Raw genomic sequence first — 26,713 nt, 5'->3', positions numbered from 1 at the left:
CAAAATCTAATGTCAACGACGACGAGGAGCACACCATGACGACCCAGACGGGACACACCGAAGCCATCGCCGCTTCGCGGGTTATCGGCACATCGGTCTACAATACGGAAGGCACTCATATCGGCGACATCGAGGACGTCATGCTCGACAAACTGTCGAACGGAATCATGTTTGCCGTGATCGGTTTTGGCGGATTTCTCGGCATCGGCGAGAAATACCACGCCATTCCGTGGGCGAGCCTTGACTACGATGAGAACAAGGGCGGCTATGTCGTGCCGTTCACCAAAGACCAGCTGATGGCCGCTCCTTCCTATTCGATCAACGAGCTGACCGGCGCCGACGGCGAGGCCGCGCGTGACGCCTCATACAACTACTACAAGGTCGAGCCTTACTGGCACTGACCTTACTGGCACTGACTAAGTCTCCTGGAATCAAAAAGGCCCCCGGGAAATCGGGGGCCTTTCGATGTGGCGGGATGCTACTGCGCAATCTGCATGGCCTGCAAAGGCGACGATCCCTGCGGGGGTTGCTGATTGTCGCACGACGTCAGGAACGCAGCCGCGATCAGGAACAAACTCACAATACCGCTCAACTGGGACATGGCGAAACTCCTCCTGTTTCGCCCCGCGCGACAACAGCCATAAACCAGAAACCGGCATGCCGCGTATGACAAATGATGACAGCGCTTCGTGCTTCGTGAATCCCGTAGCGCGCGGGCAATATTTGCAAGTGCCCCGATTGCGTTTTGCGGCGCTTTGGCTAAGAGGTGCGCGACGCTTCAATCGATCAATCGGGGACATCGCAATGACGGCCATCATCGACATTGTCGGGCGTGAAATCCTAGACAGCCGCGGAAATCCGACCGTCGAGGTCGACGTCGTGCTTGAAGACGGTTCGATGGGTCGCGCCGCGGTGCCGTCCGGTGCCTCTACCGGCGCGCATGAGGCGGTCGAACTGCGCGATGGCGGCCCCCGCTATCTCGGCAAGGGCGTGCTCACGGCGGTCGAGGCGGTGAACGGCGAGCTGTTCGAGGCGATCGGCGGCATGGAGGCAGAGAATCAGATCCATATCGACCAGACCATGATCGAGCTCGATGGTACGCCCAACAAGAGCCGGCTCGGCGCCAATGCCATCCTCGGCGTGTCGCTGGCTGTGGCCAAGGCCGCGGCCGAAGCGGCCGACCTGCCGCTCTATCGTTATGTCGGCGGCACCAAGGCCCATGTGCTGCCGGTGCCTATGATGAACATCATCAATGGCGGCGCGCATGCCGACAACCCGATCGATTTCCAGGAATTCATGATCCTGCCGATCGGCGCGCCGACGCTGCGCGACGGCGTGCGCTGGGGCTCGGAGATCTTTCATACGCTGCGAAAGAAGCTGAAGGACGCCGGCCATAACACCAATGTCGGCGACGAGGGCGGCTTTGCCCCCAACCTGAAGAGCGCGCCGGCCGCGCTCGACTTCATCATGGAATCGATCGAGCAGGCTGGCTTCAAGCCCGGCGAGGAGGTTGCGCTAGGCCTCGACTGCGCGGCGACCGAATTCTTCAAGGATGGCAACTACGTCTATGAAGGCGAGAGGAAAACCCGCGACCCGAAGGCGCAGGCCAAATATCTAGCCAAACTCGCGGCCGACTACCCGATCATCACCATTGAGGACGGCCTGGCCGAGGATGACTGGGACGGTTGGAAAATACTGACTGATCTCATCGGCAAGCAAACACAGCTGGTTGGCGACGATCTGTTCGTCACCAACACGGCGCGGCTGCGCGACGGCATCCGCATGGGTGTCGCCAATTCGATCCTGGTCAAGGTCAACCAGATCGGCTCGCTTACCGAAACGCTCGACGCCGTCGAGACCGCGCACAAGGCCGGCTATACCGCGGTGATGTCGCACCGCTCGGGCGAGACCGAGGATTCGACCATCGCCGACCTCGCCGTTGCCACCAATTGCGGGCAGATCAAGACGGGCTCGCTGTCGCGCTCGGATCGCATGGCCAAGTACAACCAGCTCATCCGCATTGAGGAGGAGCTCGGCAAGCAGGCGCGATATGCCGGCAAGTCGATCGTGAAAAGCTGATTTCGAGAGAAAATCCGTGGCGACGAGGGCGGGGACATTCCCGCCCTTTTTTGCTTCCAGGCTCTGAATCCAACAGGCTGTAACCGTCCATTAAGCACAATCGGGCGACAAAGGCGGCGTAGAGGATTCGGACCATGTGGACACGCCAGCACAAGCAAAGAAACACCGGCCGGCTGATCATCCCCTCGCTCTGCGTGGTGTTCCTGACTTATTTCGGTTTCCATGCCTATCATGGCGAGTTCGGCATCTATTCCAAGTATCAGCTCGAAGCTGAGACTGCCGAATTGCAGGGCAGGCTCGATGCCGTCAGGGCGCGCCGGATCGATCTCGAGCGCCGCGTTCAGCTGATGCATGAGGGCACGCTGGAGAAGGACATGCTGGACGAGCAGGCGCGCAAGGCGCTTAATCTGTCCCACGCCGACGAGATCACCATCATGCGGCCGGTCGCAAGATAACCTGATCTCAGTTAATCAGCGATATTTGCAATGATTTTAATTGCTTAGATGCATGACAGCCATGCGTTTTCGGCATGGCGAAAGCCTTCCCTGCATGTTAGCCTGCCTCAAATCGGTGGGAGAACTGATCTCCCTCGCTGTCCGCAAGAGACGCCAACAGGGAGTGATGCATGGCCACCGCCACCAGAAAAGCGCCTGCCAAATCCAAATCAGACGGCAAGATGCCGGGCCTTTCCACCCCGAAGCCTGTTGAATTCACCAAAGACCAGGAGCTTGCCGCCTACCGGCACATGCTGCTCATCCGCCGCTTCGAGGAAAAGGCCGGCCAGCTTTACGGCATGGGCCTCATTGGCGGTTTCTGCCACCTCTACATCGGCCAGGAAGCGGTCGTTACCGGCATGAAGATGGCGCTGATCGACGGCGACCAGATGATCACCGCCTATCGCGACCATGGTCATATGCTGGCCATGGAGTTGTCACCGCGCGGCGTCATGGCCGAACTGACCGGGCGCCGTAGCGGCCTGTCGAGAGGCAAAGGCGGCTCCATGCACATGTTCTCCAAGGAGAAGCATTTTTACGGCGGCCACGGCATCGTCGGCGCGCAAGTGTCGCTCGGCACCGGCATTGCCTTCGCCAACCGCTATCGCGGCAACAACAATGTGACGCTGACCTATTTCGGCGATGGCGCGGCGAACCAGGGCCAGGTCTACGAAAGCTTCAACATGGCCTCGCTGTGGAAGCTTCCGGTGATCTACATCATCGAGAACAACCGCTACGCCATGGGTACCTCGGTCTCGCGCTCGTCGGCCGAGACGGATTTCTCGCACCGCGGCGCGTCCTTCAAGATTCCAGGCATCCAGGTCGACGGCATGGATGTGCGCGCTGTAAAGGCAGCCGGCGACCTCGCCGCCGAATGGTGCCGCGCCGGCAACGGGCCGCTCATTCTCGAAATGCAGACCTATCGTTACCGCGGCCATTCGATGTCGGATCCGGCAAAATACCGCTCCAAGGAAGAAGTGCAGAAAATGCGCTCCGAACGTGACCCGATCGAGCAGGTCAAAGCGCGGCTGCTCGACAAGAAATGGGCAAGCGAGGACGAGCTCAAGGTCATCGACAAGGAAGTCCGCGACGTTGTCGCCGACGCCGCAGAATTTGCCCAGAACGACGCGGAGCCGGATCCGTCCGAGCTCTGGACCGACATCGTACTTTAACGAGAGGGCAAGGACATGCCGATCGAAATTCTCATGCCCGCCCTCTCGCCGACCATGGAAGAGGGTAATGTTTCCAAGTGGTTGAAGAAAGAGGGCGACAAGGTCGCGGCGGGTGACGCCATTGCCGAGATTGAGACCGACAAGGCAACGATGGAAGTCGAAGCCGTGGACGACGGCACGCTTGCCAAGATCGTGGTTCCTGCCGGCACCGAAGGTGTCAAGGTCAACACGCTGATCGCTGTGCTGGCCGTCGATGGCGAAGACATCGACGAGGCAGGCGAAGGTATCGGCGAGGAGGCTGTTGAGGCGCAAGCAGCAGCGCCCGCTGCCGCTCCGGCCCCCGCGGCTGCTGCGGCCAAGAGCGAAGCGGCAGCACCTGTTGCCGCTGCGCCCAGGTTGGAAATTGCCGCCGATCCGGACATCCCGGCCGGCACCGAAATGGTCTCGACCACAGTGCGTGAAGCCTTGCGCGACGCAATGGCGGAGGAAATGCGCCGCGACGGCGACGTCTTTGTCATGGGCGAGGAAGTCGCCGAGTACCAGGGCGCCTACAAGATCACACAGGGCCTGTTGCAGGAATTCGGTCCGAGACGCGTGGTCGACACGCCGATCACCGAGCACGGCTTTGCCGGCGTTGGTGTTGGCGCGGCGATGGCCGGCCTGAAGCCGATCGTCGAATTCATGACCTTCAACTTCGCCATGCAGGCGATCGACCAGATCATCAATTCAGCCGCCAAGACGCTCTACATGTCCGGCGGCCAGATGGGCGCCCCGATCGTCTTTCGCGGCCCGAACGGCGCTGCTGCCCGCGTCGCCGCGCAGCATTCGCAGTGCTATGCCGCCTGGTACAGCCATATTCCTGGATTGAAGGTGGTGATGCCTTATACCGCCGCCGACGCCAAGGGTCTGCTCAAGGCGGCGATCCGCGACCCGAACCCGGTCATCTTCCTCGAGAACGAAATCCTTTACGGCCACTCCTTCGACGTGCCGAAGATGGACGATTTCGTGCTGCCGATCGGCAAGGCGCGCATTCACAAATCCGGCAAGGACGTGACCATCGTCTCGTTCGGCATCGGCATGACCTACGCGCTCAAGGCGGAGGCGGAGTTGCGCGGCATGGGCATCGATGCCGAGATCATCGACTTGCGCACCATCCGCCCGCTCGACTTCGACACCATCGTCGCCTCGGTCAAAAAGACCAATCGCCTCGTGGTGGTCGAGGAAGGCTTTCCGCAGAACTCGGTCGGCGACCATATCGCCAATCAGGTCTCGCAGCGCGCCTTCGATTTCCTCGATGCACCGGTCATTACAATTGCCGGCAAGGACGTGCCGATGCCCTATGCGGCGAACCTCGAAAAGCTGGCGCTGCCCAATGTCGGCGAGGTCGTCGAGGCGGTCAAAGCCGTCACGTATCGCTGAGCAGGGCGGGAGGACAAAATGCCGATCAACATCACCATGCCGGCGCTGTCGCCCACAATGGAAGAGGGCAATCTTTCCAAGTGGCTGGTCAAGGAAGGCGATAAAGTTTCGCCCGGCGACGTGATTGCCGAGATCGAGACCGACAAGGCGACGATGGAAGTCGAAGCCGTCGACGAGGGCACGGTCGCCAAGCTGGTGGTTCCGGCCGGCACAGAAGGCGTCAAGGTCAATGCGCTGATCGCGGTGCTGGCTGCCGAGGGCGAGGATGCTGCTTCTGCCGCCAAAAGCGGTGATGGCGCTGCGCCGGCCAAGGCTGAGGCTCCGAAAGCGGAAGCCCCCAAAGCTGAAACATCAAAGCCCGAAGCGTCGAAGCAGGGGCCTGCCGCACCTGCGCCTAAGGCGGAAGCGGTGCCGGTCGCCAACGGCCACGCAAGCGGTGAGCGCATCTTCGCCTCGCCGCTGGCCCGGCGCATTGCCAGGGAAGCCGGCGTCGATGTCGCGGCGCTGACAGGCTCCGGCCCCCGCGGCCGCGTAGTAAAGGCCGATGTCGATGCCGCAATTTCCAGTGGCGGCGCCAAGGCGGCACCAGCAGCAAAAGCGGCGCCCGCCGGCGCTCCGGCACCTGCGGCCGCAGCACCCAAGGCGATGTCGGACGAGCAGGTGCTCAAACTGTTTGCCGAAGGCTCCTACGAGCTGATCCCGCACGACAATATGCGCAAGACCATTGCGAGGCGGCTGGTCGAAGCCAAGACCACCATCCCGCATTTCTATCTGACGCTCGACTGCGAGCTCGACGCACTTCTGGCCCTGCGCACGCAGATCAATGCGGCCGCGCCGGTGAAGAAGACCGAGAAGGGCGAAACGCCGGCCTACAAGCTGTCGGTCAACGACATGGTCATCAAGGCTCTTGCCATGGCGCTGATGGCGGTTCCGGATGCCAATGCGTCGTGGACAGAAAACGCCATGATCAAACACAAGCACGCCGATGTCGGCGTTGCCGTATCGATCCCCGGCGGCCTGATCACCCCGATCATCCGGCGTGCTGACGAAAAGACGATGTCCGTCATCTCCAACGAGATGAAGGATCTTGCCGGCCGCGCCCGCAGCCGCAAGCTGAAGCCGGAAGAATATCAGGGCGGCACCACGGCGGTGTCCAATCTCGGCATGTTCGGCATCAAGGATTTTTCTGCCGTCATCAACCCGCCGCATGCGACGATCCTTGCGGTCGGCGCCGGCGAGCAACGCGCAGTGGTCAAGAACGGCGAGATCAAGATCGCCACAATCATGTCGGTGACGCTGTCGACCGATCACCGCGCCGTCGACGGTGCGCTCGGCGCCGAGCTGCTCGTCGCCTTCAAGCGTATGATCGAAAATCCAATGGGCATGCTGGTTTAAGAGAAGGGAAACAGGGCGGTGCGGAAATTCTTCACCAGCCTTTTTGCCTTCTTTCTTTCCGGTTTGGCCGGCGGATTGGTGGTGCAGTGGCTCGCCGTCGCCACCAAGGCCGACGTGGAGTACATCCTTGTATTCATGATCTCGGCTCTCGTCACCATCTTCGCGACGCTCGCATTCTTCATCGCACAATTCATGTCGGACCCACGACGGGCAACAAAACTGACCGCGACCATAGGGGTAGCATCTTTTGTGCTCGTTGGAGTTTCCCTGATCGGCTGGACTTTCTCCCAGCCGCCGGGCAAGCGCGAGTGGTCGGGCGATCTTCCTATCGTCGCCGGTCTCGTCCTGCCAGGCATCGCTACGGTGCTGGTCCAGTGGCTTTTCGTGCGCTGGCGATTGGCGCGCTCGCAACCAGGTTTCGGCGGGGCAGGCACATGAAGACGGTCCTCTGCTACGGCGATTCGCTTACCTGGGGCTATGACGCGGCAAACCTCGGCCGGCATCCGCTGGAAGATCGCTGGCCGAGCGTGCTGCAGGCGGCATTGGGCAGCGGCGTCGAGGTCATCGCCGAAGGCCTGAATGGCCGAACCACCGCCTTTGACGATCACTTGGCCGGAGCGGACCGCAATGGCGCAAGGCTGTTGCCAACAATCCTGACGACGCATGCGCCGATCGACTTGATCGTCATCATGCTCGGCGCCAACGATATGAAGCCGTGGATTCACGGTAATCCGGTCGCGGCCAAACAAGGTATGCAACGCCTGATCGATATCGTGCGCGGTCATGATTACCCGTTCGATTGGCCGGCGCCGCAGATCCTGATCGTCGCGCCGCCCGTAGTCAGCCGCACGGAAAACGCCGAGTTCAAGGAAATGTTCGCCGGCGGCGATGACGCGTCAAAGCGGCTGGCGCCGCAATATTCCGCCCTTGCCGACGAGGCCGGCTGCGGCTTCTTCGATGCCGGCACGGTGGCCAAAACCACGCCGCTCGACGGCGTCCACCTGGACGCGGAAAACACGCGGAACGTCGGGCAAGCGCTGGCGCCGCTCGCGCGCCTCATGTTGGAATTGTGAAGGAGAAAGCCGTGGCTGAGAACTACGACGTCATCATCATCGGCTCCGGCCCCGGCGGCTATGTCACTGCAGTGCGTTCGGCCCAGCTTGGCTTCAAGACGGCGATCGTCGAGCGCGAGCACTTGGGCGGCATCTGCCTCAACTGGGGCTGCATTCCGACCAAAGCGCTGCTGCGCTCCGCCGAGATCATGCACTATTCGGATCATCTGAAGGACTACGGCCTGAAGATCGATGGCAAGGTCGGCGTCGACACAGCCGCCGTCGTCGATCGCTCGCGAAAGGTCTCGCTGCGGCTCAACGGCGGCGTCGGCTTCCTGATGAAGAAGAACAAGGTCGACGTCATCTGGGGCGAAGCCAAGCTGACCAAACCTGGCGAGATCGTCGTGTCGAAATCGTCGAAGAAGCCGATGGAGCCGCAGCCGCCGGCGCCCAAGGGCGTCAAGGGCGAGGGCACCTATAGCGCCAAGCACATCATCCTGGCGACCGGCGCCAGGCCGCGCGCGCTGCCCGGCATCGAGCCTGACGGCAAGTTGATCTGGACCTATTTCGAGGCGATGGTGCCGAAAGAGATGCCGAAATCGCTGCTGGTGATGGGCTCGGGCGCCATCGGCATCGAGTTCGCCTCGTTCTACCGCACCATGGGCGCCGAGGTGACGGTGGTCGAACTGCTGCCGGCTGTGATGCCGGTCGAGGACGCCGAGGTCTCGAAATTCGCGCAGAAGCAGTTCGAGAAGCAGGGCATGAAGATCATCTTAGAAGCCAAGGTGACCAAGGTCGAGAAGGGCACTAACTCGGTCACCGCGCATGTCGAGATGAAGGACGGCAAGGTCGAGAAGATCACCGCCGACCGCATGATCTCGGCCGTCGGCGTACAGGGCAACATCGAGAATCTCGGCCTCGAGGCGCTCGGCGTGAAGACCGAACGCGGCTGCGTCGTCGTCGACGGCTACGGCAAGACCAACGTGCCCGGCATCTATGCCATCGGCGATGTCGCCGGACCGCCGATGCTCGCCCACAAGGCCGAGCATGAGGGCGTGGTGTGCGTGGAAAAGATCGCCAATTTCCCCGGCGTGCATGCCATTGACAAGCTGAAGATCCCGGGCTGCACCTATTGCAATCCGCAAGTCGCCTCGGTCGGACTGACGGAAGCCAAAGCGAACGCCGATGGCAAGGACATCCGCGTCGGCCGCTTCCAGTTCGCCGCAAACGGCAAGGCGATTGCGCTCGGCGAGGACCAAGGCTTCGTCAAGACCATTTTCGACAAGAAGACCGGCCAGTTGCTGGGTGCCCACATGGTCGGCGCAGAAGTAACCGAACTGATCCAGGGCTTCGTCGTGGCGATGAATCTGGAGACCACCGAGGAAGAGCTGATGCACACGATCTTCCCGCACCCGACGCTGTCGGAGATGATGAAGGAGAGTGTACTCGACGCCTATGGCCGCGCACTGAATGCATGATAAATTAGTTGGGCGAGTCTCACACGGAAGACACAAAGGAACTCGACGGCAGAGCAATTCGTTTCGCAGGCATCATCCATCATACAAGGAGAGGGCATATGGAAATGAACGGCGTGGGCTGGGTTGCAGCCATCATCATCGGCGGCCTGGCGGGATGGCTCGCCGAGATGGTCATGAAGAGCAATACCGGCATCCTCATGAACATCGTTCTCGGCATTGTCGGCGCAATCGTGTTGAATGCCATCTTGCAGGCCCTGAACATCGGCATCTTCGGCGTCGGCTGGATAGCCTATCTGATCACCGGCTTCATCGGTGCCTGCATTCTGATTGCGGTCGGACGACTGGTGCGCCGCTAACCTCTGTCGGCACTTGCTATGCGAAAAAGGCCACCGCGGCATGCGTGATCGCGGCCTTTTTCTTTTCGCCGAAAAGTCCTAGATGACGTGGGTAGAGCGAGCGCTGGACAAGCGCTTGCCAATGAGCCGGGTTTCACATGGTCACCGTCCTCGACACGATTGCCAATGCGCCGCGCCTGCGGCATCCCGAAAAGGCGCACAAGCCGGATCAGGACGTACTGCGCAAGCCTGACTGGATCCGCGTCAAGGCGCCGATGTCGAAAGGCTATGCCGAGACGCGCGAAATCGTGAAGTCTCACAAACTGGTGACGGTTTGCGAAGAGGCGGGCTGCCCCAATATCGGCGAGTGCTGGGAGAAGAAGCACGCCACCTTCATGATCATGGGCGAGATCTGCACGCGGGCCTGCGCCTTTTGCAATGTCGCCACCGGCATCCCGACCGCACTCGATCCCGACGAGCCGGCGCGTGTCGCGCATGCGGTCAAGCAAATGGGCTTGAGCCATGTCGTCATCACCTCCGTCGATCGCGACGATCTCGCCGATGGCGGGGCCCAGCATTTTGCCGATGTCATCCGTGCGATCAGGGCAGCAACCCCGTCGACGACGATCGAAATCCTGACGCCCGATTTCCTGCGCAAGGACGGTGCGCTGGAGATCGTCGTGGCGGCCAAGCCGGATGTTTTCAACCATAATCTCGAGACCGTGCCGTCTAACTATCTGACGGTTCGGCCGGGCGCGCGCTATTTCCACTCCATCAGGCTCTTGCAGCGGGTCAAGGAACTCGACCCCTCGATCTTCACCAAGTCCGGCATCATGGTCGGCCTTGGCGAGGAGCGGAACGAAATCCTGCAGCTGATGGACGATTTGCGTTCGGCCAATGTCGACTTCATGACCATCGGCCAATATCTGCAGCCGTCGAAGAAGCACCATCCGGTGATCCGCTTCGTCACGCCGGAGGAATTCAAGTCCTTTGAGACGATCGGCAGGACCAAGGGCTTCCTGCTGGTGGCGTCGAGCCCGCTGACGCGCTCGTCGCACCACGCCGGGGACGACTTTGCCAGGTTGCGCGCGGCGCGCGAAGCGTTTCTCAGGAAGTCCGCCTAACCCACTGGTTTCATGCCACAATTCGAAGCCCATCGCCGCGTTGCGCATACGCCGGAACAGATGTTCGCTCTGGTTGCCGATATCGAATCCTATCCGCAATTCCTGCCGCTTTGCGAGGCACTTACGGTTCGTTCGCGCAAGGAACGCAACGGACGCACCCTGCTCATCGCGGACATGAGCATCGGCTACAAGGCGATCCGCGAGACTTTCACCACGCAGGTGCTGCTGAAGCCTGACGAGAACGCCATCGACGTCAAATATATCGACGGCCCGTTCAAATATCTCAGCAATGTCTGGCGCTTCGACCCGGCGGACGGCGGCGGTTGCAACGTCTGTTTCTTTATCGACTATGAGTTCAAGAGCCGCATTCTGGGTGCGCTCATGGGAACCATGTTCGACCGCGCCTTCCGCATGTTCTCCGAGGCGTTCGAGAAACGTGCCGAAATCATCTACGGCGCGCCATCGGCAGCCTGATCCGCGGCGAGCGCGCGTAGACCCAGTTCAAGCGCATGTCGGACCGTCTCCCGGCGGATGAAATCACGGCCCTTGTCGGCGAACAGCTGGCATTCGCTGACTACCGGCCGGCCAGCCACGGCAACGCCGAACCAGACCAGGCCGACAGGTTTTTCCGCAGAGCCGCCGTCCGGACCGGCGATGCCGGTCACCGCCAGGGCGAGCCCGGCCGGCGAATGCGTCAAGGCTCCGGCCGCCATCTCCACCGCAGTCTCGCGCGAGACCGCGCCGTGCGCCTCGAGCGTAGCGGCCGAGACGCCGAGCATCTCGGTCTTGGCCCGGTTGGAATAGGTGATGAAGCCGCGATCGACCACCGCGGAAGAGCCGGCGATGTCGGTCAGCGCGGCGATGATCATGCCGCCGGTGCAGCTCTCCGCCGTCGCCAGCATCATGCCGCGCTGCTGGCAGGCCTTAAGCAGGACATCTGCGAGACCGCTATTGCTCATTCAGGGACATCCCCTGGAAACACAACGCTGGCAGTCGCGATGGCCGCTATGCCTTCCTCACGGCCGACGAAGCCGAGCTTCTCATTGGTTGTCGCCTTGATCGAGATGCGATCGCGCGAAATTCGCAGCATTGCCGAAAGCGCTTCGGTCATGGCCTCGCGATGTGGGCCGACGCGCGGCGCCTCGCAGATCAGGGTGATGTCGGCGTTGGCAATGCGCCCGCCGCCCTCGCGCACCAGCTTCACCGCGTGTTCGACGAAGATGCGTGAAGCGGCCCCTTTCCACTGCGGGTCGGAGGGCGGGAAATGCGTGCCGATGTCACCGGCGCCGCAGGTGGCCAGCAGGGCGTCGGTCAAGGCGTGGAGACCGACATCGGCATCCGAATGGCCGGACAATTTCTTGCCGTGCGGAATAGCTACACCGCACAGGGTGACATGGTCGCCGGGCTCGAAGGCATGGACGTCATAGCCATTGCCGGTTCGGATGTCCGGAAAACGTGCCCCCCCGGAAAGCCGCTGATCCGCCATCGCAATATCCCTTGCCCAGGTCAGTTTGACATTGTCCGGCGAGCCGGGAACGATCTTCACCGGAATATGCGCCCATTCGGCGATTGCCGCATCGTCCGTGAAATCCGCTTTGCCCAGATGATGAGCCTTTTCGTGCGCAGCCAGGATCGGCCAGAACGGAAAGCCTTGCGGTGTCTGTGCGGCATGAAGCCCGGCCCTGGACACGGTTTCGCCGATCATGCCTTCGGCCGTTTCGCGCTTGAGCGTATCGGCAACGGGCAAGGCAGGCAGTGCTCCCTGGCGCTCGCCAATGGCGGCGATCGTGCGGTCTATCAGTTCCGCGTCGACAAACGGCCGAGCCGCATCATGGATCAGCACCCGGCCCGGCGCATGGCTTCTTAACGCCAGCAGTCCAAGCCGGACGGACTCCTGCCGTGACGTACCGCCGGTCACCGCGACGACACGGTCGGCGTTCGCACCCGCCGCACGGCGAAAAAGCGCGCCGTCGTCGGCATGGATAGCAACGACGACAGGTCCAATCTTCGGATGCATCAGAAAGGCGCCGAGCGTGCGTGCGATAACGGCGCCGCCGCCAATTTGCTGGTACTGCTTCGGCCCCTTGGCCTGTCCGGCGCGCGCGCCGCGGCCGGCGGCAACGATGACCACCGCGACCTTGTCGTCCGCAGCTTGCTTTTCGCTCACATCTCTCATGCCGAGACGCTTAGCGCATGATCCCGAAAAGTGGTATCGCTTTTGGAAGACCCAGGATTGATGCGGTGCGGCGATCCGTATTTTTCCCAAATGCGCCTTAATATCACGACATTGCGCGTTGCACATTGCCGTCGTTCTGGCTAGAGAATGTGCAGCAACCGAAGGTGCTTGGTTTTTGTGCATGCCTGATGTGACCAAATTGGCTTCGCCGCTGGATGTGGGTGGCGTGAGAATCCACAACCGCGTGTTTCTCGCGCCGATGTCGGGCATCACCGACGAACCGTTCCGGCAGCGCGCCCATGCGCATGGCGCCGGGCTGGTTGTTTCGGAAATGGTGGCGAGCGGGGAGCTTGCAAAGGGCAGGGCTGGCTCGGGCCTGCGCATCCGTCATTCCGGGCTGCCTGTCCACATGGTCCAGCTTGCCGGCCGTGAGGCGGTGCACATGGCCGAGGGCGCGCGAATCGCGGTCGGCGAAGGCGCCGACATCATCGACATCAATATGGGCTGTCCGGCCAAGAAGGTGACGGGCGGCTATGCCGGTTCGGCACTGATGCGAGACCTCGACCACGCGCTGTCGCTGATCGAAGCGGTACTCGGCGCGGTCGACGTGCCGGTCACGGTCAAGATGCGGCTCGGCTGGGACGAAGGCGCGCTCAACGCGCCGATGCTGGCGCGACGCGCTGAGCAGGCCGGGGTGATGATGGTGACGGTGCACGGCCGCACGCGTTGCCAGTTCTATCAGGGCACGGCCGACTGGCGTGCCATTGCACGCGTCAAGCAGGCCGTCTCGATCCCTGTGGTTGCCAATGGCGATGTCGGCTCGCTGGCAGAGGCTGCGTCGATCCTTGACCAGTCCGGCGCCGACGCGGTGATGATCGGCCGTGCGCACTATGGCGCGCCGTGGACCGCCGGCAGCATTGTAGCGGCCGCGCTGGCCGAGCCAGTATCCGGCATGCCGGAAAGCCCGCAAACGCTGTCCGACTACGTCATTGCCCATTACGAAGACATGCTGACGCTCTATGGCGTGGAAAGCGGATTGCGCCAGGCGCGCAAGCATCTCGGCTGGTATCTCGACCGCCACGCCGCCACAAGCGACGACCGGCGCAAGGCCATACTCACGTCTTTCGAGCCTGGGCGCGTCATTTCCTTGCTGCGCGACGTATTTTCAAGCGCTCCCGAAGCGGCGAACCTGCGGAGTGCGGCATGAACGCCACCGTCACACAGAGCACGGATATGGCGGACGCCGCGCATATTGTGCTCAACACCATTCGCCGGCCGGTGATCATGGTCGATCCGCAAGGCTTCATCACCTTCGCCAATGCCGATGCCGAGGATTTTTTCCGTTCGAGCGCCACGATGCTCGCGCGCAATACGCTGCACAAGCTCATTCCTTTCGGCAGTCCGCTGCTGACGCTTGTCGACCAGGTGCGCGAGCGCCGGGCGCCAGTCAACGAATACCGGGTGGACGTGTCGTCGCCGCGGCTCGGCATCGAGAAGGTGGTCGATCTCTACGTCGCGCCTGTGACGGAATTTCCAGGCTCCGTCGTGGTAATGTTCCAGGAACGCTCAATGGCCGATAAGATCGACCGGCAGATGACGCATCGCGGTGCGGCGCGCTCGGTCACCGGCCTTGCCGCGATGCTTGCCCATGAGATCAAGAACCCGCTGTCCGGCATTCGTGGAGCCGCGCAGCTGCTTGAGCTGTCGGCGTCCGACGAGGATCGCGCACTGACCAGGCTGATCACCGACGAGACCGACCGCATTGTCTCGCTGGTCGACCGCATGGAGGTGTTTTCCGACGAGCGGCCGATCGACCGCTACCCCGTCAACATCCATGTCGTGCTCGACCATGTCAAAGCAATCGCCAAGAACGGTTTTGCCAAGAGGATCAAGATATTAGAGGATTATGATCCATCATTGCCTCCGGTCTTTGCCAATCGCGACCAGCTCATCCAAGTGTTCCTCAATCTGGTAAAAAATGCCGCCGAGGCGATCGGCAGCGATCCGCAGGGCGAGATCATGCTGTCGACCGCCTTCCGCCCGGGCATCCGTGTTTCCGTGCCCGGAACGCAGGACCGCGTGTCGCTGCCATTGGAATTCTGCGTGCGCGACAACGGTTCGGGTGTCTCCGAGGATATCCTGCCGATCCTGTTCGATCCTTTCATCACCACCAAGCCGAACGGCTCCGGTCTCGGTCTGGCGCTGGTCGCAAAGATCGTCGGCGAGCATGGCGGCATCATTGAATGCGAATCGACGCCGCGCGGCACCACCTTCCGTATTCTGATGCCGGCGTGGAAAGAAACTCAGTTTGGCACCGACGACGACGGTGAAGGAGACCGCAAATGACCGTTCGCGGCAATATTCTCGTCGCTGACGACGATGCGGCCATCCGCACAGTCCTCAACCAGGCGCTTTCGCGCGTCGGCCACGACGTGCGTGTCACCTCCAATGCTTCGACGCTGTGGCGCTGGGTTGCGGCGGGCGAGGGCGATCTGGTTATCACCGACGTTGTCATGCCTGACGAGAACGCCTTCGACATGCTGCCGCGCATCAAGAAGGCGCGACCGGAACTGCCGGTCATCGTCATGAGTGCGCAGAACACGTTCATGACTGCGATCCGGGCCTCCGAAACCGGAGCCTATGAATATCTGCCGAAACCGTTCGACCTGACGGAGCTGCTCAACATCGTCAACCGCGCGCTTTCCGAGCCGCGGCGGCCCAAGATCGATACGCGTGCCGACGAGCCGCCTGAAACCATGCCGCTGGTCGGCCGCTCGGCGGCCATGCAGGACATCTACCGCATGCTGGCGCGCATGATGCAGACCGACCTGACGGTGATGATCTCGGGCGAATCGGGTACCGGCAAGGAACTGGTGGCGCGCGCGCTGCATGAATATGGCCGTCGTCGTGGTGGCCCCTTCGTCGCCATCAACATGGCGGCGATCCCACGCGACCTGATCGAATCGGAACTATTCGGGCACGAGAAGGGCGCCTTTACCGGCGCACAGAACCGCTCCACTGGCCGTTTCGAGCAGGCCGAAGGCGGCACGCTGTTCCTCGACGAGATCGGCGACATGCCGATGGAAGCGCAGACGCGGCTGCTGCGTGTGCTGCAGCAGGGCGAATACACCACGGTCGGCGGCCGCACGCCGATCAAGACTGACGTGCGCATCGTCGCTGCCACCAACAAGGACCTGCGCACGCTGATCAATCAGGGGCTTTTCCGCGAGGACCTGTTCTACCGCTTGAACGTTGTGCCGCTCAGGCTGCCGGCGCTGCGCGAGCGATCGGAGGACATTCCGGACCTCGTCCGGCACTTCTTCAAGCTCGGCGCCAGTGAAGGCCTGCAGACCAAGCGCATTTCCACCGGCGGCATCGAGCTGATGAAGCGCTACCCATGGCCGGGCAACGTGCGCGAACTCGAAAACCTCATCCGCAGGCTGGCTGCACTGTATTCGCAGGACGAGATTTCTGCCGAGATCATCGAGGCGGAGTTGAAGACCGGCGAAAGGCCTGTCGTTCCAGGTGGCGGCAACCTCATTCCCGACGACCTTTCCATCGGCCAGGCGGTGGAGCATTTCCTGCAACGCTATTTTGCCTCGTTTGCCGGCGACTTGCCCCCGGCCGGGCTCTATCAGCGAATCCTCTCCGAGGTCGAATACCCGCTGGTCCTCGCCTCGATGACCGCAACGCGCGGTAACCAGATCAAGGCTGCGGAATTGCTGGGGCTCAACCGCAACACGCTGCGCAAAAAGATTCGCGAACTCGGCGTCAACGTCTACAAATCGTCCAGGCAGGTCTAGACGAATCCCTTTACGAGCGCTTTCCAGGGGATCGATTGCCGAAAGATTTCCGTCTCGGCCACACTTGTTGCATAATCGCCACAATGCGTTGCATACATCCGACGCAATCACTGGCTCTAGACGGCGACATGGCCCTGCAGGCACCGACACTGAGCAAATCGCTTTTCAGCAATACGGGCGCGCGAGACGGTCGCCGGCTGCTTGCGCTGCCGGGCGTGATCGCCGTTGCCGGTGCGCTGGTGACGGCGGCGATCTCCTTCGCCATTCTGGTCGGCGCGACGCCGATCACGCCCGACGCGAGGACGACGCTGGCGCTGATTGCGCTTAATGCGGCGTTCGTCCTGTTTCTGATCTTGCTGGTCGGCCGCGAGGTGCATCGCATCCTGATGGCACGACGGCATGGCAAGGCTGCGTCGCGCCTGCATGTGCGCATAGTGGCGATGTTTGCGCTGGTCGCCGCCATCCCCGCGATCATGGTGGCGATCATCGCGTCGATCACGCTCGACATCGGCCTCGACCGCTGGTTCGAGATCCGCACCAAAACGATCGTCAATTCGTCGTTGTCGATCGCTGACGCCTATGTGCAGGAAAACGCGCGAAATCTTCAGGGCACGACGTTGTCGATGGCTTACGACCTCGACGCTTCGCGCACGCTTTACGGCCTCGATCGTACCGGTTTTCTCGACCTCATGAACAAGGAGGCGGTGGGACGCTCGCTGGCGCACGCAGCACTCATCAAGCCCGATGGTTCCTTCGTTATGAGCGCCAAGACCGACGCGGACTTTGCCATGCCGGAGCCGCCTGAGGGCGCCGTGGCAAGCGCTGCCGACGGCAAGCCGGTGCTGATAGAACCGCGCACCCGCAACATCATGGGTGCCATCGTCAAGCTGCGCGAGATCGACGGCCTCTATCTCTACACCATCCGCCTCGTCGATCCCGAGGTGATCAAGGCGCGGCAGATCGTCAAATCCAACACCGCCGAATATCGCGGTCTCGAAGACAATCGCCGCACCTCGCAAGTGGCTTTCGCGCTTCCCTATCTGTCGCTGACGCTGATCATCATCCTGTCCGCCATCTGGACCGGCATTGCGGTGGCCGACCGCCTGGTGCGGCCGATTCGTCAGCTCATCGGCGCGGCCGATGAGGTCGCTACCGGCAATCTCGACGTAGCCGTGCCTGTCCGCCCCTCCGACGGTGACGTCGCCTCGCTCGGCGACACCTTCAACAAGATGCTGATGGAGCTGAAATCGCAGCGCAACGAGATCCTGTCGGCCAAGGATTTGATCGACGAGCGGCGGCGCTTTTCGGAGGCGGTGCTTGCCGGCGTCACCGCCGGGGTCATCGGCGTCGATCCATATGGCATCGTCACCATCGTCAACCGTTCGGCCGAAACGATGCTGGCCATATCCGCCACGGCAGCGCTTGGGCAGAACCTTTCCGCCGTGCTGCCGCATGTCGGCCGCGTCTTCGAGATCGGCCGCAAATCGGGCAAGCCGGTCTATCGCGAACAGGTCACCTTCTATCGTGCCGGCACCGAACGGACCTTCAACGTGCAGATCACGATTGAAGCCGGCGACGACGGTTCGGAGGATAAATCCTACGTCGTTACAGTCGATGACATTACCGATCTGGTCCAGGCACAGCGTTCCTCCGCATGGGCCGACGTGGCGCGGCGCATCGCCCACGAGATCAAGAATCCACTGACGCCGATCCAGCTTTCGGCCGAGCGTATCAAGCGCCGTTACGGCAAGGTCATCACCGAGGACCGTGAGGTTTTCGATCAATGCACCGACACCATCATCCGGCAAGTGGAGGACATCGGCCGCATGGTCGACGAGTTCTCGGCGTTCGCCCGCATGCCGAAACCGGAAATGAAGGCCATCGATCTGCGCGATTCGTTGCGCGAGGCCTCGTTCCTGGTCGAAGTGAGCCGCGCCGACATCACCTTCGAGCGCGTCTTTGGCAATGAGCCGCTCAAAGGCACGTTCGACAGCCGCCTGATGGCGCAGGCGTTCGGCAACGTCATCAAGAATGCTGCCGAAGCCATCGACGGACTTGATGCAGAGGATCGTCCGCACGGCATAATCCGGATTCAAGCCGGGCGTCAGAATGGCGCGATTCGAATCGACGTCATCGACAACGGCAGGGGCTTGCCGCGCGAAAACCGGCAGCGCTTGCTCGAGCCTTACATGACGACACGCGAGAAAGGCACCGGGCTTGGCCTCGCTATCGTCAAGAAGATCGTGGAGGACCATGGCGGGCGACTCGAATTGCACGATGCACCAGCGGACTTCCACGATGGGCGGGGTGCAATGATCAGCATCATCCTGCCGGTTGCCGCCACCGTTCCGGTACGCGGCGAGGGCAAGACGGAACACGAAAAAGAAACTGAAAAGGTCGGAAATGGCGTCTGATATTCTCATCGTCGATGACGAGGAAGACATCCGCGAACTCGTCGCCGGTATCCTGAGCGACGAAGGTCACGAAACACGCACGGCGTTTGACGCCGACAGCGCGCTTGCGGCGGTTGCCGACCGGGCACCCAGGCTGGTCTTCCTCGACATCTGGCTGCAGGGCTCGCGGCTCGATGGCCTGGCCTTGCTGGACGAGATCAAGACGATGCACCCGAACCTGCCGGTGGTGATGATCTCGGGCCACGGCAATATCGAAACGGCAGTCTCGGCCATCCGCCGCGGCGCCTATGATTTCATCGAAAAGCCATTCAAGGCCGACAGGCTGATCCTCATTGCCGAACGGGCGCTCGAAACCTCCAAATTGAGACGCGAGGTTTCGGATCTCAAGCTGCGCAGCGGCGAGACTTTCGACCTCATCGGCATGTCGTCGGCAATGAGCCAATTGCGCCAGACCATCGAGCGCGTCGCGCCGACCAACAGCCGCGTCATGATCATTGGCCCCTCCGGCTCGGGCAAAGAACTGGCGGCGCGCGCCATCCACGCACTGTCGGCGCGCAAGAGTGCACCGTTTGTGACGCTGAGCGCCGCCAACATCACGCCTGAGCGTATGGAGATCGAGTTGTTCGGCACCGAATCGAACGGCGTCGAACGCAAGGTCGGCGCGCTGGAGGAAGCCCATCGCGGCATTCTCTACATCGATGAAGTGGCCGACATGCCGCGCGAGACGCAAAACAAGATCCTGCGCGTGCTGGTCGAACAGCAGTTCGAGCGGGTAGGGGGCACCAAGCGGGTCAAGGTCGACGTGCGCATCGTCTCGTCGACCTCGCAGAACCTGGAAGCCATGATCGCCGACGGCCGTTTCCGTGAGGACCTTTATCATCGCCTGGCCGTGGTTCCGGTCATGGTGCCGGGACTGGCCGAGCGTCGCGAGGACATTCCTTATCTGGTCGACAATTTCATGAAGCAGATCGCTCGCCAGGCCGGCATCAAGCCGCGCCGCATCGGCGACGACGCGCTGGCGGTGCTGCAGGCGCATAACTGGCCGGGCAACGTTCGCCAGTTGCGCAACAATGTCGAGCGGCTGATGATCCTGGCGCGCGGCGACGATGTCGATGCGCCGATCACCGCCGATCTCCTGCCTGCCGAGATCGGCGACGTCATGCCGCGCACTCCAAACAAATCCGATCAGCACATAATGGCGCTGCCGCTGCGGGAAGCGCGCGAACAATTCGAGAAGGACTATCTGATCGCCCAGATCAACCGTTTTGGCGGCAATATCTCGAAGACGGCAGAGTTTATCGGCATGGAACGCTCTGCATTGCACCGCAAGCTGAAGTCGCTGGGCGTCTGACAGCCAAACCAGTCGTGGGCCACCCAATTATCGGTTACGGCGGTCTTGGAATCGCATAAGAAAGCTGGACTTCTTTCAGGGATTAGCCATGCCGCGCATTGCGTATGTGAACGGGCGCTACGTCGCTCACGCCGAAGCTTCCGTGCATATCGAGGACCGTGGCTATCAATTCGCCGACGGCGTCTACGAGGTCTGCGAGGTGGCACGAGGCTTCATCGTCGACATGCCGCGCCATCTCGCCCGATTGAACCGCTCACTTGCCGAACTCTCGATCGATTGGCCGATCACGCGCGGCGTGCTGCCGCTCGTCATGCGCGAGGTGGTGCGCCGCAACCATGTCGTCGACGGCCTGGTCTATGTCCAGGTGACACGCGGCGTCGCCAGCCGCGAGTTTTTCTTCCCGCCGGCGGACACGAAGCCGTCGCTGGTGGTGACTGCCAAAAAAGCCGATCCTGCAGCTGCCGCGAAGCGGGCCGAGAGCGGGATCCGGGTTATCACGGTGCCGGAGAACCGGTGGGATCGGGTCGATATCAAGTCGGTCGGCCTGCTGCCGAACGTGCTGGCCAAGCAGAAAGCCAAGGAAGCCGGCGCTCAGGAGGCCTGGTTCGTCGATGTCGACGGCACCGTCAAGGAAGGTGGATCGTCGAACGCCTGGATCATCACCGGGGATGGCGTGCTGGTGACGCGGCCGGCCGAGCACGGCATCCTGCGCGGCATCACCCGTACGACGCTGTTCGACGTGGCCGCCAAGCTCGGCCTGAAGATCGAGGAGCGCGGTTTTTCCGTGGCCGAAGCCAAGGCCGCGCGCGAGGTTTTCATCAGCTCCGCGACCACGATTGCCATGCCGGTGGTGGCGATCGATGGCGCTCCCGTCGCCAACGGCCACCCGGGCTCGCTAACAGTTTCATTACGGCAGGCCTTTTTTGACGTTGCGGAAAAAAGTCCAGCCTGATAACCGCACAGATGGAATGAACATCAATATATCTCGTTCTGCTTGTCGTTACTGACGGCAAGATGGTGTTTGCGTGCTTGACATGTGCCGGCTAATTTGGCGCATTGGCCTGCAAACCGAAGGGGATCGGCGAAAGACAAGAACAATGGCGGAACGATCGCAAAATCTTCAGGACCTGTTCCTGAATTCAGTTCGCAAGAGCAAAAATCCACTCACCATCTTTCTCATCAACGGCGTGAAGCTGACCGGCGTGGTCACTTCGTTCGACAATTTCTGCGTTCTGCTGCGTCGCGACGGCCATTCCCAGCTTGTCTACAAGCACGCTATTTCCACGATCATGCCGAGCCAGCCGGTTCAGATGTTCGATGGTGAGGAAAGCCAGGGCGCCTGATTGGCACGTGAGAAAGACGCGGACCGCAGCGTTCGCGGAAAACCAGCACATCAGACCGGGACAGAGGCCAACGGCCCGACCCGGGCGGTGGTTATCGTGCCGGTGCTTACCCGGCAGCCGCGTGGCGACGACGACACCAACCGCCCCCGCCTGAGCCGTTCCGCCGAGGCTCGTCGCGACGAGGCCGTCGGCCTCGCCAGCGCAATCGACCTCGACCTGGTCCACACGGCGGTGGTGACCGTCAACGATCCACGCCCGGCGACCTTGCTCGGCAGCGGCAAGGTGGCGGAGTTCGCTGAGATCGTCAAAGAGGGCCACGCGGAAGTGGTCATTGTCGATCATCCGCTGACCCCGGTACAGCAGCGCAACCTCGAAAAAGAGTTGAACGCCAAGGTGCTCGACCGCACCGGGCTGATCCTGGAGATTTTCGGCGAGCGCGCCCGCACCAAGGAAGGCACGCTGCAGGTCGATCTTGCCCATCTCAACTACCAGAAAGGCCGCCTTGTGCGGAGCTGGACCCACCTCGAGCGCCAGCGTGGCGGCGCCGGCTTTCTCGGCGGCCCTGGCGAGACCCAGATCGAGTCGGATCGGCGTGTGCTGCAGGACAAGATCACCAAGCTGAAGCACGAGCTCGAAACTGTGCGCCGCACCCGCGACCTGCACCGCGCCAAGCGCAAGAAGGTGCCATTTCCGGTGATGGCGATCGTCGGCTACACCAATGCCGGCAAGTCGACTCTGTTCAACCGGCTGACCGGAGCAGGGGTGCTGGCCGAAGACATGCTGTTTGCCACGCTCGACCCGACGCTGCGCCGCGTGCGCCTGCCGCACGGCACGCCGATCATCCTTTCCGATACGGTCGGCTTCATTTCCGACCTGCCAACGCATCTGGTCGCGGCCTTCAGGGCGACGCTGGAGGAAGTGGTCGAGGCAGACCTCGTCATTCATCTGCGCGACATCTCCGATCCCGATACGGCCGCGCAGGCCGAAGATGTCGAGCGCATCCTTGCCGATCTCGGCGTCGATGCCCGCGATAGCAAGCGCGTCATCGAAGTATGGAACAAGATCGACCGGCTCGACGAGGGCAACCGGGCGCGGCTGCTTGCCGATGGTGCTGACGGCAAGAAGGCACCGCCGATCGCCATATCGGCGGTAACCGGCGAGGGCATCGATGCGCTGAAGGCGATCATCGAGACGATGATGTCGGGCGAACTGGAGACGTTCACCGTCACACTCAAGCCCGACCAACTCGGCGTCGTCGACTGGCTTTACCGCAACGGCGACATCATCTCGCGCGACGACAATGAGGATGGCAGCGTAACCGTCGCGCTCAAGGCTACACACAGCGCTCGGCAAGAGATCGAAAGCCGATTGCGCCGTCAAAACAACGGGTAGAGGCGTTTACTTCGCGCTTTTTGCCTGCTGCCAGAGCGCTTCCATCTCGTCCAGCGTCGCCTCTTCGAGGCTGTTTCCCGACGCTTGCAGCGTCCGCTCGACATAGTGGAAGCGCGACCGGAATTTTTCGTTGGTGCCGCTGAGTGCCGCTTCGGAATCAATTTTGAGGTGCCGGCCGAGATTGACGACTGCAAACAGCATGTCGCCGAACTCGTCCTTGATCGGCGCAGTGTCGCCTTTGGCCAGCGCCTCGCGTAGTTCGCCGATCTCCTCCTCGATCTTGTCGAGGATCGGTGCCGCCTCGCTCCAGTCGAAGCCGACGCGGGCGGCCTTTTCCTGCAGCTTGAGCGCCCGGGTCAGCGCGGGCAGGGCGACCGGCACACTGTCGAGAAAGCCCTTGCCATGGTCTTCCGGGTCGAGCCCACGGGCGAGGCGCGCACTGCGCTTCTCCGCCATTTCCTCTGCCTTGATCTTTTCCCACATGCCCTTGGCCATGCCGGCGCTGCGCGCCTTGTCGTCGCCGAAGACATGGGGGTGGCGGCGGATCATTTTTGTGGTGATGGCCAGGACCACATCGCCGAATGAAAATTCGCCGGCCTCCTCGGCCATTTGCGCGTGGTAGACCACTTGCAGCAGGAGATCGCCGAGTTCATCCCGCAGATCGTCGAGGTCGCCGCGCGCAATGGCGTCCGCCACTTCGTAGGCTTCCTCGATCGTGTACGGCGCGATTGTCGAAAAGTCCTGCTCGATATCCCACGGGCAGCCGGTTTCCGGCGCCCGCAGCGCGGCCATGATCTCGATCAGCCGGGAAATGTCTTTCGAGGGTTTCATCAGGCGAACGCTATCCTGTACCTGGCCGCGCGGCCAACGGCTTCAGCCGGCGAGGGCGTCTTGTCCACAGATGGGCGGCCAGACCATGATCCGAAAGTGGAAGCCGGTTTCCGGAAAAGATCCTAACTAGCAAAAAGTATCAGTCGAGCACGGAGACTATCGCCTTGGCGAGCGCATCCATGCCGTCCTCGGGCAGGCCGGCAACGTTGATGCGGCTGTCGCCGACCATGTAGATGGCATGCTCGGCGCGCAGCCGCCCGACTTGCGCTTCCGACAGGCCAAGCCGGGAAAACATGCCGCGATGGCTGGCGACGAAATCGAAACGGTCGGAGTTGGACTGCCGCCGCAGCGCCTCGGCGAACTGGACGCGCAGCCGCAGCATGCGCAGCCGCATCTCTTCAAGCTCTGCCTCCCAGTCGGAACGCAATGCGGGGTCTTCAAGCACGATGCGCACCGCCGCCGCGCCGTGGTCCGGCGGCATCGAATACATGGCGCGCGCCGCCGACAGCATCTGGCCCATCGCCAAATCCGCCTGCGCGCCACCTTTCGCCATGATCAGCGCTGCACCGACTCGGTCGCGATAGACGGCAAAGTTCTTCGAGCAGCTCGAGGCAACGACCATTTCCGGAACTTTTGCCGCCAGAAGGCGCAAGCCGGCGGCATCCGCATCAAGTCCCTCGCCAAAGCCCTGATAGGCGATGTCGACAAAGGGCAGCAGGCCGCGCTCAACGACAAGATCGGCAATGGCAGCCCATTGCGAGATGTCTAGATTGGCGCCTGTCGGGTTATGGCAACAGCCATGCAACAATACGACGTCGCCAGGATTGGCGGTTCTCAATGCATTCAGCATGTCGTCGAAGCGAACCGCACCAGAAGCAGCGTCGAAATAGGGATATTCGCGTGTCTGCAGGCCAGCGGCGCGCATCACCGGCATGTGGTTCGGCCATGTCGGATCCGACAGCCAGACCATCGCGTCGGTGCGGGTCCTTTTCAGCAGCTCTGCTACCAGCCGCAGCGCGCCGGAGCCGCCTGGCGCCTGCGCCGCACGAATGCGCGTCAGGTCGGGGGCTGGGCCGAACACCAACCTGGCCATCGCCGCGTTGAAGGCGGTATCGCCGGCAAGGCCGAGATAGGTCTTGGTATCCTGGCCCTGCAGCAGCCGCTTTTCGGCTTCGCGCACCGCGCGCATCACCGGCGTCTTGCCGTCGCGATCCCTATAAACGCCGACACCAAGATCGACCTTGTCGGGACGCGGGTCGGCGCGATAGAGACCGATCAAGGCCAGGATCTTGTCGGCAGGCGCGGGCTGGAGATTTTCGAACATCGATAAGGTTCCGTTGGCGGCGGAGTGATACGCAAACCGGCCGTACTTTGCCAGCAGTTTCATATGCGCCAACTCGGCGCCGGTTTGCCTCGAGGGCGGCCGATACTATCTGGCGGGCGAGAGCGGGCCCGATATCTCCCAGGACGAGAACGCGGCGAGCCGTAAGAAAATTTCGGGGAGAGCGGGATTAACATCCCGACCTGCTCCGTAAACAGGACATGAAACGGCCGATGCCACGCTTCGATATTCTGGGACAGCTCGGTTCGCTGCGCCGCTATGCACGCTCGCTGACGCGCGACAGCGCCGATGCAGAGGATCTGGTGCATGATGCGCTGGTGCGTGCCTATGAGCGACGCGGCAGCTTCCGCTCCGGCGGAAATCTTCGCGTATGGCTGCTGTCGATCGTCCATAATGCATTCATCGACGGTCTGCGGTCCCGCAAATCCGAAGCAATGCGCATCGAACAGGCCGGCTATCTCGCCGAGGCGAATGTCCAGGCTCCGCAGGAACATTCGGTCCGTCTGGCGCAGGTGCGCGAAGCGTTTTTCGAATTGCCGGAGGAGCAGCGTTCGGCGTTGCATCTCGTCGCCATCGAGGGGCTTAGCTACAGCCAGGCCGCTGAGGTGAGTGGCGTGCCGCTTGGCACGCTGATGTCGCGCATCGGCAGGGCGCGTGCGGCCCTGCGCGAGATGGAGGACGCGGTGCCGGCACGCGCGAAAGGCCATCTGAAGATCGTCGGAGGTGGATCATGAACCAACTGCGCGATCCCGTGACCGACGCCGATCTCGACGCCTATGTCGACGATCAGCTGGACGTGGCTCGTCGCATCGAGGTCGAGGCGTTCCTTTCGGCCCGCCCGGACGCGGCCGCGCGGGTGATGTCCGACTTACGGATGCGTGACGAATTGCGCGTGGCGCTTGCCGGATCGAAAGGCATGGCGCGGCCCGCGACGGCCGATGCTGCACGGCGGCTGGAGCGGGGATTGGCGCGCGGCCGCGTCCTTGGTGCTTTGCAGCGAGCTGCGGCAGTCGCTGTCTTCGTCGCTGCCGGCTGGCTTGCGAACGGGCTCATCGGACCGATATCGGTGACGGAAGTCGTCGCTTCGACCCATCCGCCGGCCTATGTGGAGGACGCGGTCCGGGCGCACCGCACGACGCTCGTGCGCGAGGCGATGTCGTCGCAACCCGAAGCACCCGGCTACAATGCCGACGAAATCCGCGCCGCGACGGCGATCGTGATGCCATCGCTGCCAGCGGACTGGACGGTCCGTGACGTGCAGATCTATCCATCGCAATTCGGACCGAGCGTCGAGATGGCTGTCGAGACGAAAGAGATGGGGCTGGTCTCGTTGTTCGCGATCAGGCCCGGAACATTCGACGTCGTCAAGCCGACCGTCGTTCCCTCGGGCGAAGTTTCCTCGGCTTATTTCCAGATCGGCGAGGTCGCCTACGCGGTCGTCGGACGCAGCGATGTCGGCGGTCTCGATCGCACGGCCGAAGCCCTCGCCAAAACGCTTTACTGATCGACCTGC

The 26,713-nt window shown here is 62.1% G+C and carries 27 protein-coding genes; 22 read left to right on the top strand and 5 right to left on the bottom strand.

Annotation, left to right across the window (positions count from 1 at the left end):
- Positions 1-35 precede the first annotated feature (35 nt).
- Positions 36-401 (top strand): PRC-barrel domain-containing protein, encoded by a 366-nt coding sequence (locus tag NKJ32_RS20800; protein WP_023675091.1) that lies wholly within the window; start codon positions 36-38, stop codon positions 399-401.
- A 77-nt stretch (positions 402-478) separates the two neighbouring features.
- On the opposite strand, the gene NKJ32_RS20795 is transcribed toward NKJ32_RS20800, so the two are convergent.
- Entirely contained in the window at positions 479-601 is a 123-nt protein-coding gene (locus NKJ32_RS20795) for a hypothetical protein (protein WP_352785021.1), read from the bottom strand.
- Positions 602-804: 203 nt separating this feature from the next.
- On the opposite strand from NKJ32_RS20795, the gene eno reads away from it, so the two are divergent.
- The 11 genes from eno (at position 805) to NKJ32_RS20740 (ending at position 11,022) form a co-directional block, all read left to right on the top strand.
- Complete coding sequence (gene eno / locus NKJ32_RS20790) at positions 805-2,079, top strand: phosphopyruvate hydratase (protein ID WP_023675089.1); 1,275 nt, start codon at positions 805-807, stop codon at positions 2,077-2,079.
- A gap of 134 nt (positions 2,080-2,213) precedes the next feature.
- Entirely contained in the window at positions 2,214-2,534 is a 321-nt protein-coding gene (locus tag NKJ32_RS20785; protein ID WP_352785024.1) for an FtsB family cell division protein, read from the top strand.
- A gap of 221 nt (positions 2,535-2,755) precedes the next feature.
- Complete coding sequence (gene pdhA / locus NKJ32_RS20780; protein WP_352785352.1) at positions 2,756-3,745, top strand: pyruvate dehydrogenase (acetyl-transferring) E1 component subunit alpha; 990 nt, start codon at positions 2,756-2,758, stop codon at positions 3,743-3,745.
- A gap of 15 nt (positions 3,746-3,760) precedes the next feature.
- Positions 3,761-5,164, top strand: a complete 1,404-nt coding sequence (locus tag NKJ32_RS20775) for a pyruvate dehydrogenase complex E1 component subunit beta (RefSeq protein WP_023675086.1) — start codon at positions 3,761-3,763, stop codon at positions 5,162-5,164.
- 18 nt (positions 5,165-5,182) lie between these two features.
- A complete protein-coding gene (locus NKJ32_RS20770) occupies positions 5,183-6,559 on the top strand; it encodes a pyruvate dehydrogenase complex dihydrolipoamide acetyltransferase (protein WP_352785027.1) in 1,377 nt (458 codons plus the stop codon).
- A gap of 18 nt (positions 6,560-6,577) precedes the next feature.
- Positions 6,578-6,997, top strand: coding sequence for a hypothetical protein (locus NKJ32_RS20765; protein WP_023675084.1), 420 nt, complete (start codon positions 6,578-6,580; stop codon positions 6,995-6,997).
- Positions 6,994-7,632 (top strand): SGNH/GDSL hydrolase family protein, encoded by a 639-nt coding sequence (locus NKJ32_RS20760; RefSeq protein ID WP_352785032.1) that lies wholly within the window; start codon positions 6,994-6,996, stop codon positions 7,630-7,632. The genes NKJ32_RS20765 and NKJ32_RS20760 overlap by 4 nt, the downstream gene beginning before the upstream one ends.
- 11 nt (positions 7,633-7,643) lie before the next feature.
- Positions 7,644-9,089 (top strand): dihydrolipoyl dehydrogenase, encoded by a 1,446-nt coding sequence (gene lpdA / locus NKJ32_RS20755; RefSeq protein ID WP_023675082.1) that lies wholly within the window; start codon positions 7,644-7,646, stop codon positions 9,087-9,089.
- A 98-nt stretch (positions 9,090-9,187) separates the two neighbouring features.
- Entirely contained in the window at positions 9,188-9,445 is a 258-nt protein-coding gene (locus tag NKJ32_RS20750; protein WP_023675081.1) for a GlsB/YeaQ/YmgE family stress response membrane protein, read from the top strand.
- Between the two features lie 137 nt (positions 9,446-9,582).
- The gene (gene lipA / locus NKJ32_RS20745; RefSeq protein ID WP_352457494.1) at positions 9,583-10,548 is read left to right on the top strand and encodes a lipoyl synthase; all 966 of its coding nucleotides are present in this window, start codon (positions 9,583-9,585) and stop codon (positions 10,546-10,548) included.
- A gap of 12 nt (positions 10,549-10,560) precedes the next feature.
- Positions 10,561-11,022, top strand: coding sequence for a type II toxin-antitoxin system RatA family toxin (locus tag NKJ32_RS20740; protein WP_352457493.1), 462 nt, complete (start codon positions 10,561-10,563; stop codon positions 11,020-11,022).
- On the opposite strand, the gene NKJ32_RS20735 is transcribed toward NKJ32_RS20740, so the two are convergent.
- Both NKJ32_RS20735 and NKJ32_RS20730 read right to left on the bottom strand, forming a co-directional pair.
- Complete coding sequence (locus tag NKJ32_RS20735; protein WP_352593871.1) at positions 10,998-11,507, bottom strand: CinA family protein; 510 nt, start codon at positions 11,505-11,507, stop codon at positions 10,998-11,000. The genes NKJ32_RS20740 and NKJ32_RS20735 overlap by 25 nt on opposite strands.
- Positions 11,504-12,724 (bottom strand): bifunctional 2-C-methyl-D-erythritol 4-phosphate cytidylyltransferase/2-C-methyl-D-erythritol 2,4-cyclodiphosphate synthase, encoded by a 1,221-nt coding sequence (locus NKJ32_RS20730; protein WP_352593872.1) that lies wholly within the window; start codon positions 12,722-12,724, stop codon positions 11,504-11,506. The genes NKJ32_RS20735 and NKJ32_RS20730 overlap by 4 nt, the downstream gene beginning before the upstream one ends.
- Positions 12,725-12,905: 181 nt before the next feature.
- Here NKJ32_RS20730 and dusB point away from each other — a divergent pair, with 181 nt between their 5' ends.
- The 8 genes from dusB to hflX all read left to right on the top strand — a co-directional run bounded on the left by dusB (position 12,906) and on the right by hflX (position 23,027).
- Entirely contained in the window at positions 12,906-13,931 is a 1,026-nt protein-coding gene (gene dusB / locus NKJ32_RS20725) for a tRNA dihydrouridine synthase DusB (RefSeq protein ID WP_352828689.1), read from the top strand.
- Positions 13,928-15,070, top strand: coding sequence for a two-component system sensor histidine kinase NtrB (locus NKJ32_RS20720; RefSeq protein ID WP_023675075.1), 1,143 nt, complete (start codon positions 13,928-13,930; stop codon positions 15,068-15,070). Before dusB ends, NKJ32_RS20720 begins: the two co-directional genes overlap by 4 nt.
- Positions 15,067-16,527: a nitrogen regulation protein NR(I) gene (ntrC, locus tag NKJ32_RS20715; RefSeq protein ID WP_023675074.1), complete on the top strand. Its 1,461-nt coding sequence runs from the start codon at positions 15,067-15,069 to the stop codon at positions 16,525-16,527. Before NKJ32_RS20720 ends, ntrC begins: the two co-directional genes overlap by 4 nt.
- 128 nt (positions 16,528-16,655) lie before the next feature.
- A complete protein-coding gene (locus NKJ32_RS20710) occupies positions 16,656-18,941 on the top strand; it encodes a sensor histidine kinase NtrY-like (protein ID WP_352785039.1) in 2,286 nt (761 codons plus the stop codon).
- Entirely contained in the window at positions 18,931-20,292 is a 1,362-nt protein-coding gene (ntrX, locus tag NKJ32_RS20705) for a nitrogen assimilation response regulator NtrX (protein WP_023675072.1), read from the top strand. Before NKJ32_RS20710 ends, ntrX begins: the two co-directional genes overlap by 11 nt.
- 88 nt (positions 20,293-20,380) lie before the next feature.
- Positions 20,381-21,244: a D-amino-acid transaminase gene (locus NKJ32_RS20700; RefSeq protein WP_352457488.1), complete on the top strand. Its 864-nt coding sequence runs from the start codon at positions 20,381-20,383 to the stop codon at positions 21,242-21,244.
- A gap of 145 nt (positions 21,245-21,389) precedes the next feature.
- Complete coding sequence (hfq, locus tag NKJ32_RS20695; protein WP_006202172.1) at positions 21,390-21,635, top strand: RNA chaperone Hfq; 246 nt, start codon at positions 21,390-21,392, stop codon at positions 21,633-21,635.
- Positions 21,636-23,027 carry a GTPase HflX gene (gene hflX, locus NKJ32_RS20690; RefSeq protein ID WP_352568611.1) on the top strand — a complete coding sequence of 464 codons (1,392 nt, stop codon included), beginning with the start codon at positions 21,636-21,638 and terminating at the stop codon, positions 23,025-23,027.
- A 6-nt stretch (positions 23,028-23,033) separates the two neighbouring features.
- Here hflX and mazG read toward each other — a convergent pair whose 3' ends face one another.
- Complete coding sequence (mazG, locus tag NKJ32_RS20685) at positions 23,034-23,858, bottom strand: nucleoside triphosphate pyrophosphohydrolase (protein WP_352828686.1); 825 nt, start codon at positions 23,856-23,858, stop codon at positions 23,034-23,036.
- Positions 23,859-23,997: 139 nt separating this feature from the next.
- Positions 23,998-25,182, bottom strand: coding sequence for an amino acid aminotransferase (locus tag NKJ32_RS20680; protein WP_352828683.1), 1,185 nt, complete (start codon positions 25,180-25,182; stop codon positions 23,998-24,000).
- Between the two features lie 218 nt (positions 25,183-25,400).
- Here NKJ32_RS20680 and NKJ32_RS20675 point away from each other — a divergent pair, with 218 nt between their 5' ends.
- Positions 25,401-25,934, top strand: a complete 534-nt coding sequence (locus NKJ32_RS20675; protein WP_502896622.1) for a sigma-70 family RNA polymerase sigma factor — start codon at positions 25,401-25,403, stop codon at positions 25,932-25,934.
- A complete protein-coding gene (locus NKJ32_RS20670; RefSeq protein WP_352448928.1) occupies positions 25,931-26,704 on the top strand; it encodes an anti-sigma factor family protein in 774 nt (257 codons plus the stop codon). The genes NKJ32_RS20675 and NKJ32_RS20670 overlap by 4 nt, the downstream gene beginning before the upstream one ends.
- Positions 26,705-26,713: the final 9 nt, after the last annotated feature.

Origin of the sequence: Mesorhizobium sp. M0159, from assembly GCF_040322295.1 — a bacterium.
In the GTDB taxonomy this organism is placed as follows: Bacteria; Pseudomonadota; Alphaproteobacteria; order Rhizobiales; family Rhizobiaceae; genus Mesorhizobium.
This window is presented reverse-complemented; position numbering and strand designations above follow the sequence as displayed.